The following is a 13,092-nucleotide window of genomic DNA, read 5'->3' as shown; positions in this document are numbered from 1 at the left end:
CTGCGATGCCTGTTGTGTCGCGTCCGGCGACGCTTCCCTCTCCGCGCGCTGCCTTCATGGCGGTGGCCGTCGCCGTTATCACCGCAGGTTGCGCCAGCGGCCCCGATTACCACGCGCCGGCCTTACCAGAAACCGCAGCAGGCCCCTTCGTCAGTCACCCGTCCAATACGGATGTCGCCGAAGCGCTGCCCGCGAACTGGTGGAAGCTGTATGACGACCCCGCGCTCGACAATCTGGTGCAGGAAGCCTTGTCGGCCAATACCAACCTGCGCGTGGCGATGGCCAACCTCGATCGCGCGCGGGCCATCTACACGGAAGCGCGCAGCGGGCAATTCCCTTCGACCAGTATGTCAGGCGGCGTGGGATACGGGCGCGATCAGACCACGTGGTCCGGCACCGGCCAGGCCCCCGCGCAATGGAGCTACAGCGCGGGCCTCGACGTCTCCTATGAACTCGATCTGTTCGGTCGGGTCAGGCGCGACATCGAGGCTGCCCGCGACGACACCGATGCAGTCGCCGCCGCCTACGATGCCGCCAGGGTCGTTGTTGTTGCGGAGACGACGCGGGCCTATGTGGACGCCTGCAGCTACGGTGAGTCCATCGGCGTGGCGCGCTCGTCCGTCGAACTGGCACAGCGCAGCCTGGATCTCGTCGACAGCCAGGCGCACGCGGGCTCGGCGTCGCATCTGGATGTCGAACGGGCTGGCGTCACGCTGGCCCAGGCCCAGTCCGCATTGCCGCCCTTGCAAGGCCAGCGCGAAGCCGCACTGTTCGAGCTGGCCGCGTTGACGGGGCGCACGCCCTCGCAAGTGCCGGAACCGGCGCGTGCCTGCACCAAGGCTCCCGAGATTTCCGGTGCGTTGCCGGTCGGCGATGGCACTGCGCTGCTGCGTCGTCGCCCCGACGTGCGTCAGGCCGAGCGCCAACTGGCGGCAGATACCGCCCGCATCGGCGTGGCCGTGGCGGATCTCTATCCGCGTGTCACGCTGGGCGCCTCGGGTAACTACCTGCGCAACGACTACCTGAAAGGCAATCGCACCTTGTCCTTCTCTTTTGGGCCACTCATCTCGTGGACGTTCCCCAACATGACGGTGGCTCGCAGTCGCATTGTGCAGGCGAAGGCACAAAGCGCGGCGTCGCTGGCCAGCTTCGACGGTGCCGTGCTGAATGCACTGAAGGAGTCGGAGCAATCGTTGAGCGCCTATGGCGCGGCGATGCGGCAGCGCGATGCGCTGGTAGAGGCGCGTGACCGTGCCGAGAATGCCTTCCGGCTGGCCGACCAGCGTTACCGCGCCGGCTCCATCAGCTACCTCGACGTGATCGTGGCACAGACCAGTCTGATCGACGCGAAAGCCCAGGTGGCCGCTGCTGACCAGCGAGTCGGTTCTGCGCGAGTCAGCGTATTCAAGGCGCTTGGTGGTGGCTGGGAACAGGTCAGTACGCAGTAATGCTTGAGGGCATCGGTGCGTGGGCGATCTCACCGTCGCGCCGATGTCTGATGCCAACCATTAGCCACGCGGCTCCGCGTTGTCGCGAACAACCGGAAGTTCGGCATAGCGAAGGAATACGGATATGGACCCGCACGACGACCCGCCTCGGATCATTGACCTGATTACATCATTCGGTAGCAAGAGCCTGCCGTCTGGCAAACACACGATGAAGCACACCACATCAGCCTGTCCGGCGACCACACCGCCGATGTCGTCTCAGGAACAACGATTGGCGGCCAGCCGACTGCGACCGACGATCGCTCGTACCCGTGTCCTGTCCGTACTGGAACAGGCGGCGCCGCGCTGTCTCGATGCCAGTCAAATGTATCGCATCCTCTGCACGCAACTCGACAGCCTCAAACCGGCCTCGATTTACCGTGCTCTGAATGATTTATGGACCTCCGGCTTGCTGGTCCGTACGGAGGGCGCACAAGGCCGCGCACTCTACGCGCTCAAGCCGGACAGGAAGAACCTTCAGAACGACACCGTGCGCTGCGACTGTGGCGCGCGGTTGGTTTTTATTGAGGATCGGGCATTGCACGAGCATCTCCGATCACTGGCGACCAAGGAAGGCTTCGATCTCGACAAGGAGCCAGCTTTTACCATCACCGTGACGTGTGCGGAATGTCGGCCGTTACGCAGGAGAAGAGAGTAGGTGACCTTAAACCGAGGTCGCCCGATCTGACAGTGGCTCGCCGCTTTTTGCTGCCAGGCCTCCATGCTCGGTGGACGACGGCACGCTCCACTCAAGGTGAGACTTAATCGGGAAGCACGATGCCGCGTACGGCATCAGACTGCGCGTTTGTCGTTCGATCGGAAAGGTATCGTGCTGGCGGCTTGCCTACCGCCTTGCGGAACATGGTGATGAACCCGCTGGCATTTTCGTAGCCCAGTTCCAGCGCCACCGTTTGCACGCTTTCGCCGATGGTCAGACGTTGAAGCGCAAGGATCACATGCAGTTGCCGGCGCCAGCGTCCGAAGCTCATGCCGATTTCGTGCAGCAGAAGCCGGCTCATGCTTCGCTCGCTCATGCCAATGCGGGTGGCCCAATCGCCCTTTGAGGTTTTGTCGGTAGGATCGGCCAACAGCATTTCCGCGAGCCGGCGCAATCGCGGATCACGCGGCATCGGCAAATGCAGGTCTTCTACCGGAGCCGCCGCCAACTCATCCAGCAACGCGGCAATCAGTCGGTCTTCCCGGCCTCCCGACGGGTATGACGCGGGGAAGCCGGCCACCTTCAGAAGCAACTCGCGCAGCAATGGCGAGACGGAGATCGTGCAGCAGGTTTTCGGAAGATCCGGTGCGGCATCAGGCTCCACGAACAGGCAATGACATTCGGTTTCACCGGATCCCCGTGCCGAGTGGGGCAAGTCTCCCGGTATCCATACCGCGCATTGCGGCGGCACGATCCAGACACCGTTTTCGATTTCGCAGTTGAGGATGCCACGGACGGAGTAAAGCAGTTGCGCCCTGCGGTGCCGATGCCTCGCATGTTCCCAGCCCTTTGCTACCGACATGGCACTCAGGGCGACAACGGGCCGGGGCAGGTTATCCACGTCCTTGGCCACGGCCGGATCGGTGATGGCAATGCTTGACATGATGCGTATCGGGCTTCGGGTCCAAGATGAGGCGCTGGCCTAATTGAAAAATATTATGGCCAACTTGTGCAATGACGTCCAGCTATTCCGTCGGTATCGTGTGATTGACCACGCTGGTCGTTCTGCTCGCCAGGGCTATTGCGCTTCCGGTCCGGAGGGGTATCCCATTTTCTTGACGAAGTGGGGCTGCCAGCTATTTCCCGTGATGCGCCGAAGGAGTATTGGCATGTTGATTGACGCCTCGAAGTTCCCCTTGGTCTGGATGCGACTAAACGCACCAGGCACCGCCCCCACAATCTCGCCTTTTGCCGAGTTCGAGGGATTGCTCGCACGGAAGGAAGTTTTCGTTTTACTCAACGACGAGGGGCTTGATAAAGGCGAACACGAACATTCGCCGGAAGAAAGGAAGCAAACCTCGCTTTGGATGAAACGCCACAAGAGCGAATTGCGGACCTTCGTCAAGGCAGGGATCTACATCGAACCGAATAGCGCCAAGCGACTGGCGACCAAGGCGTTTGCTCTGGTGTACGAAAAATTTTGGGGCTATCCCATGCTCACGGTTGCGACGAAAGACGAGGCGCTGGCCCTGGCGCGGAGGTTGTTGCTGGACGAGCAAACGGATGCATGGTCGCACTAGCCCCGACTAATGAGGTCGGTCGGAATCTGGGGGCCGGCGCGTTAAGAGGCGGTACGAGCACCGAAGAAATGAGGCAGGTCAATGGCATCGAAAACGGTCGAAACCGAGCGCTCCGTCTCCGTCGGCAGCAAGATTCGCTTGCTGCGCCAGCGCCAGGGTCGCACGTTGGACGACGTCGCGACCGTCTCGCAGCTTTCCAAGCCCTTTCTTTCGCAGGTCGAGCGAGATCACGCCAGCCCGTCGATCACTTCGCTCGCGAGCATCGCGAAAGCGCTGGGCGTGTCAGCCAGCTATTTCATCGATACGCCGACCGAGGAAAGTTGCGTGTGACGCCGTAAGGATCTGCGGTACTTCGCCTTCGCCGATTCCGCCGATCTGCTCGCGCGCCTGTCGATTCGGCCGGGCGACCGCCAACTCGAAGCGATTCTCGTGCGCATGTCGCCCGGCGAGCGACCAGGCAAAGCAACCACGCACGCGTGCGAGGAATTCGTGCATGTGCTCAGCGGTGAAGTGACGATCACGCTGGAAGGCAAAACGTTCGTGCTCGGCGTGGGTGACAGCGCGCACTATGAATCCACAATTCCGCATATCTGGACCAACACGCGCGACGACGAAGCCGTGCTGGTCTGGGTCGGCACGCCACGGCTGCTTTGACCGGCGCGCGGCGCGCACATGGACGCGCGGCGACTTTTGTGAGGCCGTAGACGCTTTTCGTGCCCCCACCATCGCTTCCGGCCCCCCCTCCGATCCGTACCTCGACTCCTTTCCCCCGCGAATGGCGTTTCCGGCAGACCCAAGCCATGATGGTTGAGCGAGATCATGTTGCTTTCTGGGTCACGGGAAAGACCCACAAGAGTTGATGGGTGATGCGTCGCGCGTGTTCAGCGGCCGGCGTCGTAAGGCGAACGGCGTCGGCGCCGCGTGGTGGGGCAGAGGGAAATTCGCTGATGTCACGACACACGGAACTTGTGCTCAATTCCGGCGATATGCTGGCGCCCCCATCATCGCGCCAGTTACGCCGCCATCGACATACAATTCGGCGGCTTGCACGTAAGACGATTCATCCGAGCATATAGCACGAGGAGTGCTGACTGCGCTTGCCGCTGAAACGCTCATTCATTGCGCTGCTGGTTGCCCAGTTCCGTCGAGACACCTGGGCAGGGCCGTGACATTCCCAAGGACGACTTTTCTGAGAATTCCCGGGGCCACGGACATCTTTTCTGAGACGAGAGGCGCGTAGATTTCTCAAAAAAGATGTCCAAGCCCTTGATCTGTCTAGGGGACCAAAGACACCTTTTCTGAGAGCCCACAGTTGTTACGTGTTTGTCTCGCAGAAAAGATGTCCGCGGTCTCAATATGTTGTCTTTGAATAAAAGGCGACATTTCACAGACTACGACGGAATCCGACCTTCGGGGTTCCGTTCAAAATATTGGTGGGAATCAGGTTACACTCGATCACGGCCCCTAGGGAGCGGCCGTCGCGAGGCTCTCAGCATTGCCTCGGGCGTGGCCATCAGATCACCAGTCTGTCGTTGCAGTGATTGAGCGAGCGTTTTGGCACTTCTGAAATTTTCCGCTTCGTTGTGAGCCGCGTCTGATGTTGTTCGGCCAGTTGTCACGTGAACCAAACTCAATAGAGCGTCGCAGTTATAGCAAGCTGGGAAATCGTCCCCGGCTTCGCCGAGCGTATTGGTCGTTAGTCTTAGTGTAAAGATGACAGTGTCCGCTGGGCTCATATTGTTATTCAAGGACCAGTTAAATGCCTGAACCTCTGCATGTAGTGCAGGGATTCCATAAAAATTGGAGAGCATGCCTCCATTGCGACTTTCAGTCTCCGCGATGTGTAGGCGTGTAATTTTTTCAATGCCTTTGTGAAGATGGTTGGTGCCGTAAGCTTCTTTTATGCTTGAAATTAATGTGTCTTTGTTTGTAACAGAAAAATTTGCCCCTTGTAGCTCTATGCCGTCAAACGATTCTTTTTGACTTAAGCTTCCTTTAAGATTAACGAATTCACTTTTGTATGCTTGGCTTTTGAAATTGAATGCGGCTGCAAATGCATTGTATGTTTTTAAATCGCTGTTTCTTGGTTTTAGCTCGATATCTCTTTCTAGTTTTTTTCGTGGCTTTAGTTTGTTAAATTCAGTGGTATTATTTTGGGCCTTCTTCAAGAAGGCTTGCGCTTCTTGGGAAACACGCTCGTAAGCGTCCCGAACGCCTCTGCGTGCCATTACTGCAGTGTTCACGCGATGACGATCCGGTGCTTCCGCCAAGTCGAGCCAATCGGCGACTCCGTAAAGCCCCGCCACATCCGCTAGCGTCACCGGATTATTCCGCACCATACGATAGAGGTTGAGCCCATCAATAGTTCCGGCGGGGTCGGGGTTGAGCCAGCGGCCGAGCCAGGGCTGGTAGTAGCGCAAGCCGTAGTAGTACAGCCCGGTGGCATCGCGCTCCTTGCCCGAGTAGCGGTAGTGTTTCAACTGCACTTCGGCGGCATTCTTGCCGATGACGTAGCTGGTCCCGCCATAGGGAAAATATTCCTCGTAGGTGATGACGAGGCCCGTCGCGTCCAATTCGAACACGGCCGACCCCAGGTAGTTTTCCAGCTGATAGCGGACCTGCGGCGACGGCACGCCGGACGGAGGCGCGCCGATCGTCCAGTTCAGGCGCTCGGCGAGGCAGCGCTCGCCGTCCATGACGCGGATCGTGCGATATGCGTCGTCCACCGTGCCATTGGTGGCATGGCGCCGGATTTCCATGCCGTCGATGTAAAGCGTCTCGTCGACGTTTTCCGTTGTGCCGCCATTGCCGTAGCGCCGGGTGATCTTGCGGATGCGCTGGCCCTGGGAATCATAGACGTAAAGTTCGATATCCGAAGGACTGCTGTCGCGTTCGACGAGCGTCACGCTGACGAGCAGATTGTCGTAGCGCCAGGTGACGGCCTGCTTGCCCGCCATGGCGATCTGATTGCCGTTGGCGTCGAAAAGCGTATCTACCCGAGCCGGATCGGTGGTCAGGGCCGCTGCCACCGCGCGGTTGCTGGTAGGCGAGACTGTCATGTCGGAAGTCGCCGGCACGCTGCCCTGATGGGCGATCTGGTAAAGATTGCCCGAGGTGTCGTAGCGATAGCGCCGCGTATAGTTCTGCAACGCTTGGCCATCGTTCAGCGCGGGCAGCGAAACGAAGTGATCGCTGTCGCCGGCCGACAAGGCCGGATGCTCGCGTCCGGTCGCCGTGATCAGGCGATAGACCGCATCGTAGGCATAGGTACTGACCGGATCGACCTGCTGGTTGGCATGGAACACCGTGGATTGCGCGTCGTCCGCGACGGCGGTGATATTGCCGACCGGGTCATAGTAATAGCGCAGCGACTGCAAGGTCGCGCCGTCGCTTTGCCGGACCGAAACGACGGTCGCCAGGAATTGCGTGGTCGGTTCATAGGTGTACCGCGTAACGACGCCGTTGCCATAGACGATCTGCCGGCGCTGGCCGTTGGCGTCGTAGGTGATGCTGTCCGCATAGGTCTCCGAAGCGGTTGAATCCGATGGCGTCAGGCTGACGGCGTCGACATGGCCGGCGATGTCGTAAACATAGGTCACCAGATCGGGACTGGCGGCGTCCGCACGCTCGACCGCCTGGGTGCGAATCCGCCCCAGCGCGTCGTAGGTCCGGCGGGTCAGGTAGATGTCGACCGGATCGAGCTTGCTCCAGTCGGGGATTGCGTCCGTGCCCTGGAGCAATTGCCGCTTCTGGTCCAGCAGCTCGCCGCCGATCGTATAGGCGTCGAATGTCATCACGCCGGCGGCGTCGGAAATCTGATAGATCTGCTCCCGCAGGTTGTGCCCCGCATCGCCGCTGACGCTTTCACCATAGATCGTCTTCCGGGCCACATAGGGCGCGCCGCTCGCTTCCTGCACGGTCAGCTCCAGCGGGCGCTGAAGCGCGTCGTAGGTGGTGGTCTGGATCGTGCCTTTGGCGTCGCGGCCATAAGCCGGATTGCCGGCGGCATTGTTCAGCAGCCACCTGACGCCGCTGTCCACGCTCGTGCTGGCCAGCTTCTGGCCGTCGAGGCCATAGACCACGGTCAGGTTTTCCAGCCCCGCGGCGCGCATCCGGTCGTCGGCGCTGGCGACCAGCCGATTCATCGCATCGAAGACATTGCGGGTCGTCAGGCCGGAAGGGAGGAGCGACGGCGCCGGCGGCTGCAGGGTCTGGGTAATCCGTACCGCGTTGCCGGACGGATCGAACTGGCGGATCGTCGGCGTGTCGTTGAACAGGGTGGCCTGTTGCAATGCCGCGCGTTCCAGCGCATCCAGCAACGGATTGTCGATATTCGCCTGGTAGTAGCGTGATTCCACGACCGTGTCGTCGGCGTCATAGAGCCGCTCCTCCCAAGGCGAGAATTCGACCTTGGTGAAGAACCCCTTGGGCGTGTCGACGCGGATCTCGCGGTCCAGCGGATCGTAGTGGATCAGCGGGCTGACCCCGAAGCGGTTCATTTCGGCATTGTCGATGTAGGCCCAGCCGTCGGCGAAGAACGGGTCGTATTGCTTGATCGGATTGCCCTTGTTGTTGTAGACGACTCGGCCGGAAACCAGCCAGCGATTGTCGCTTTCGACCTGCGTCACCGAACCGTCGGGATTGACGCGGTAGCAGTTGCCCGGGTCGACGTAGTCGATTTTCTGGATGGCCCGCCCCAGGCCGTCCGAATATGCGGCGACGTACCGGGTGCGACCGGACGTGCCATATGTTTCGGCAGCCAGCGCGACCGAATGCACCGGTGTCGGCGTGACGAGCGCGACGATGCGGGCCTGCACCGCAGCCGCCGTCTGCGCTGGAATGCCCGGCAGAACCATCGGGCTGTCATCGCCTAAGGTGCGAAAGCGGTGCAGGACGGCGCCACTGCGAGCGATGTAGAAGCCGTCGATCAACGCTTGCCAGAGCGCGTCGGAATTCACGCCCAATCCGGCGAGATCCGACGGAGCGATCCGTCCGCACCAGGAGAACAGCTCGTAAGCCGAGAAGGAGGCGGTTCCCTGGAGATAGACCTGCGGCGTCGCCATGGCCGCAGCCATGTCGAAGGCCGGGGCCGTATGCGCGAGCGTCAGCGGCGCAAAGCCGACGGGCCCGGTGATCTCCGTGCCCTGCACCGAGGTTGCCCACACCCAGCCCAGCGCGTTGCACAACGCCTGGGTCACGGTGCCGTTCGGGTCGGTCATCTGCCAAGGGCCGACGGTCTGGTAGTCGATGCCGGTGACATGGTTGACGTTGCCCAGCGGATCCTGATTGCGCACGACGAGCAGGTCGTAAGGATCGTAGAGGACGGCGGTCACGCCGCCGAACGGATCGACCGTGTCACCGGGCAGGTAGTAATCGTCGGCGCCGAGGAAGGTTTGCAGCAGTCCGGGATTCCACCACAGGCCGTCCGACTGGAGATACTGGCAGGTTCCGGCCAGCAGGGTCGCGAGCTGATCGGGCGCAAGCGCGCCCGCGAAGGCTGCGTTGAGGTCCGTCGGCGTGCCCAGTGCGTTCTCGATACGGCACAACAGGCCTTGGCCTGTCGCCTGGCCCAGCGGCAGCGGCTGCTTCGCCGCCGGATCCCAGTAGTACCGACGCTGGCGGCCCAGCAATTTCAATTTGCCGGCCGGGGCGAGCAATGCGGCGTCGACCTGGGCCGAGATTTCGTCGAAGGTAAAGATCTCGCCTGCAGGCGGCACCGGCGCAACCAGCCACCCATCCGACTCGTCGATATCCAAACCGAGGAGACGCAGATCGGGGCCGGTCAGGTCGGCCACGCGATGGGTCTGGACCGTTATCCGCAACTGCACCTGTTCGGGAAGGCGGTCGGCCGCCGATGCGCGGCGGGCGTAAGCGATCGAGCAGGCGCGCGTCGTCGCCCCGTAGGCGTCGACTGCCAGGGTGACATCGTGGGTGACGCGCGGGTCGGTCAGGTTGCGTTCGTAGTGCAGCGTCAAGGTTTCGAGCGGATAGATGAAGAAGGCGCCGTAGCCGTCTTCGGCGACTGCCTGGTCCTGGCGCACGCCATAGGTTGTTTCGGTAACCTGATAAGGGACATTCGACTGCGCCGAGCCGTCCAGGCCATAGACCTCCTCGCGCAGCACCATGCCCTTCAACGCATAGTGCGCTTGTCGCATCGTGTCGCCGTCGGGATCAGTATCCGAATAGGTGAAGCGTGCCGGCGGCAGGCGCGACGCCAAGGGGTCGCCGTGAAAATAGTCGACGTCGAACTCGTTGCACGGACTGGCACCGCCGCCCCAGGCGCCCGTGTGGTACCAGCTCCGGGTCAATGACGGCGGCGCGTACCCGTCAGGGGCGGCGTCCTTCGTGTTTGCCAGGTAGTCGTCGAGGCCGAGGCTGTCGATGCAGTCGACCTGGCCGAAGCCGCAAAATTCGCGCTCGACGGGGTCGTAATAGCCGTGGCGATAGTCGTAGCGGGACACGAGGCGAGTGCCCGAGACTGCATCCAGGACCTCGACCTCGTCGACCACCTGCACCGGGAACGGCAGCTCGGTGGCCCATGGCATGCCGGCCTGCCGATCGCGCAACGCGTGGTAGGTCGATGCCCGATACGAGAGATGAGTCACCAGACCTGTATTGTCATCCGCCATATTCAGCAGATAGGGCTTGGTTCTGCAACCGAAATCGTAGGCGATATACAGTCTGGGGCCGTCCGCCGGCGCATAGACCAGAGCGGTCGTGCCATTGCCGCGCACATCGGCGAATTCAACCTGGGCAGCCGGCTGCCAGCCGCCCGGCAACGGGATGGATACCGCGTCGGCGAAGCTGTTGCCGCTTTGATTGACGTAAAGGTCGATGTGGCCGTGATGAAGATAGAGCAGGTCTGTCGTGCCCGAGCCATCGATATCGGCCAGGAAGAGCCGGCTGGCATCGAAATCGTCGCCGAAATGCGGTGCATTGCCCAACGCGATCTTCCGGCCGAACTTGCCGTAACCGAGATTGGGCCAGACCTCGACCGAACCATTCGTGATCCTGACCAGATGTTCTCGGCCGCTGCCGAAGATATCGGTCATCCGCACCAGGACCGTGGCGGATTCCTCGCCGCTCATCGGCATGTCGCCGGCCCGCGGCAGGACGAGGGCGGGGCGATACCCTTGCGCACCGCGCGAAGGATAGACGCTGACGGTTTCCGGGTCGAGGCGCAGAAGGTCGGTCAGCCCGTCGCCCGTCATGTCGGCAGTCATCGTGTCGGGCTGGAACAGATCGGTGGGCACGGCCGGCAGGGACAGGAAGGGCGCCCACGAGCCATCGGCCTGCGCCTGGGAGAATCGGGTGCCGTCCGGCGCCGCCGCAACCAAGGCCGGACGGCCGCACCCCGTGATGTCGATCAGCGCGGTGTCATCGGCGAGCCCCAGGCCTGGAAAACGCGCCGGAGCACAGGGTGGCGCATAGCAAATGACTTCGTCGGAGACATCGGGGCCGGCCTGCGGATTGGGCTGCGGGCCCAGCGGCGCCAGGAAGAGAACCGTGCTTTGCAGCCGGAAAAGAATGCCGGGAATGCCTTCGCCGTAAAGATCCGCCAGTTGAAACGGCCCGGGCGGGGTGACTCCGGGCACCGGCCGACCGAAACCATCCACCATCGGTTCGAACTGGCCGGTCGAGGGGGCAAAGGGGGTGTAGCCAAGCTCCAGCGGTGGCAATGCCTGTGTCGTATAGGCGTCGCCGTTCAGACGACAGCCCAGCGCTTCGATCATGCGCAGTTGCGTCAGCACCGGCGATTCGCTGTAGCTGAAGCGTGTCATGTGAACCAGTACCGGCTCAGGGCCCAGCTCCGCGAAGCGATGGAACATCAGCACGTGGCGGCACAGGCGGTAGGTGCGTATTTCAAAGCCGGCGTTGTAGATCGAGAAAGGATCGGCACGCGCCGCCCACAGCGCACCGGCCGGCGGCCGGTACGGGTCGGGTGGCAGAGGGTCCAGCGAATATTCGCCATAGTCGAAGACGATTTCGAAGTGCCACGAGGCCTGGTCGAGGTCGTTCAACGCATGGACCGGCCGGTCATTGCCATAGAGAATTCGGTCCGGATACTTGTTGGCATTGGGCGCGCGTCCGTGTTCGTAGATCGCGGGCGGGACGTTGTCGTCGTTCTCGGGCCGATAGCGGTACGCGACGGCATCGCCGCGCGCCATCAGCTCCGCGTCGATCAGCCAGGAGAAGATATGCGTGGGCGCCGACGGATCGGCGATCCTCGATGCATCGTCGCGGCCGAAGAAGGTCTGGCTGTTGTCGCCTCCGAGCACGCGCCAGAAGCTTTTCTGGCTCACCGGGTCGATCCAGTGCTCGATGGCCGCGAACGTCGATTCGACGCGGGGCCGATAGGTGAACACGTCATGGCCGTCGCGATGGCCGACGGGAACCAAAGCGTCGCACACGAGCGGCGTGCCGTCGGGCAGCAGGAAGGTATCCGTACCGTCATAGCGCGGTTGGCCGCTGCTGGTCTGACGGGTGATCGCCGGCAGGCCGATATCGAAGCCGAGCCCGTAGAGGCCGTTGCCGCTGCCGGATCGATATTGCAGGGTGACGTCGGGCGCGCCGCCGCGGCAACTCGTGACGGGAATGGGAACGGAGAATGCCGCGGCGCCCGTGAAGCCGCCATTCTGGAAATTGGCGCCGATGCCCTGAATCGCGCCGCCGCCTTTGGGCAATGCGACGCGGGCTGCCTTGATCCGGGCGCCGTCACCAGCCGGCGCGCCGCCGTCGCCGGATGCGGGCACCTCGGTTTGCGGCGCGACCGGCTCCGGAATCATACGGGTGCCTCCGACAGCGGACTGCCCCAGCGGCTGAAGCCGGGGCGGTTCGGATCCTGGCCGGGACAGCGCTCATCGGCCAGCCGGGCCTTGTTTTGCGTGACGCAGCCGCACAGCCCGCAGATCTTGCGATTGGCCGCGCCGCCGGTCAGGGCCGCGGCGATTTGATAGGCGACCTTCCGTTCCGGCTTCGTATGATGCGGACAGGCGTCGCACGCGGCCAGCCGTGCCGTATAGAGGGCATCGTCGGCCGTCTTGAAGCCGCTGCGGCCCCAGGCGACGAAGGATTTGGCCGCCTTGATCAGCAGGGCGGCGCTGCTCTGGTCCTGGGGCGTCTCATCGGGAAGTTGCTGTGCCGTGCGCTGGCAGACCTCGGGATGGTCCAGCAGATGGTCGCGGAAGGCTGGCGCGCGCCGGGCGGCGAACAACGTCGTCGCGTAGGTCGGATTGTCGATCACGGCGGCGAAGACCTGTCGCGAGACGGGACGGCCGAGGCCCAGGTAATGGCCCAGGCTTTCGCAGCCTTCTTCGACGCTGGTCAATGTCTGGAAGTCGGGTGGAATGGTCGTATCGGTCATGGC

6 protein-coding genes and 1 pseudogene are annotated in these 13,092 nt (G+C 62.3%); 4 read left to right on the top strand and 3 right to left on the bottom strand.

What is annotated here, in order from left to right:
* Nucleotides 1-56: 56 nt before the first annotated feature.
* Nucleotides 57-1,448, top strand: coding sequence for an efflux transporter outer membrane subunit (locus tag ABFO07_RS28670; RefSeq protein WP_347469709.1), 1,392 nt, complete (start codon nucleotides 57-59; stop codon nucleotides 1,446-1,448).
* Between the two features lie 124 nt (nucleotides 1,449-1,572).
* The gene (locus ABFO07_RS28665; RefSeq protein WP_347469070.1) at nucleotides 1,573-2,145 is read left to right on the top strand and encodes a Fur family transcriptional regulator; all 573 of its coding nucleotides are present in this window, start codon (nucleotides 1,573-1,575) and stop codon (nucleotides 2,143-2,145) included.
* A 103-nt stretch (nucleotides 2,146-2,248) separates the two neighbouring features.
* On the opposite strand, the gene ABFO07_RS28660 is transcribed toward ABFO07_RS28665, so the two are convergent.
* Entirely contained in the window at nucleotides 2,249-3,088 is an 840-nt protein-coding gene (locus tag ABFO07_RS28660) for an AraC family transcriptional regulator (protein WP_059697210.1), read from the bottom strand.
* Nucleotides 3,089-3,314: 226 nt separating this feature from the next.
* On the opposite strand from ABFO07_RS28660, the gene ABFO07_RS28655 reads away from it, so the two are divergent.
* On the top strand, nucleotides 3,315-3,725 hold the full coding sequence (locus ABFO07_RS28655) for a hypothetical protein (RefSeq protein ID WP_347469067.1): 411 nt from the start codon (nucleotides 3,315-3,317) through the stop codon (nucleotides 3,723-3,725).
* An 81-nt stretch (nucleotides 3,726-3,806) separates the two neighbouring features.
* Nucleotides 3,807-4,379, top strand: a pseudogene (locus ABFO07_RS28650) (cupin domain-containing protein).
* Between the two features lie 791 nt (nucleotides 4,380-5,170).
* Here ABFO07_RS28650 and ABFO07_RS28645 read toward each other — a convergent pair.
* Both ABFO07_RS28645 and ABFO07_RS28640 read right to left on the bottom strand, forming a co-directional pair.
* On the bottom strand, nucleotides 5,171-12,511 hold the full coding sequence (locus tag ABFO07_RS28645) for a SpvB/TcaC N-terminal domain-containing protein (RefSeq protein ID WP_347469065.1): 7,341 nt from the start codon (nucleotides 12,509-12,511) through the stop codon (nucleotides 5,171-5,173).
* Nucleotides 12,508-13,089: a hypothetical protein gene (locus ABFO07_RS28640; protein WP_196483074.1), complete on the bottom strand. Its 582-nt coding sequence runs from the start codon at nucleotides 13,087-13,089 to the stop codon at nucleotides 12,508-12,510. The genes ABFO07_RS28645 and ABFO07_RS28640 overlap by 4 nt, the downstream gene beginning before the upstream one ends.
* Between the last annotated feature and the right edge of the window lie 3 nt (nucleotides 13,090-13,092).

Source organism: Burkholderia stagnalis (assembly GCF_039848545.1).
Classification (GTDB): Bacteria; Pseudomonadota; Gammaproteobacteria; order Burkholderiales; family Burkholderiaceae; genus Burkholderia; species Burkholderia stagnalis.
This window is presented reverse-complemented; position numbering and strand designations above follow the sequence as displayed.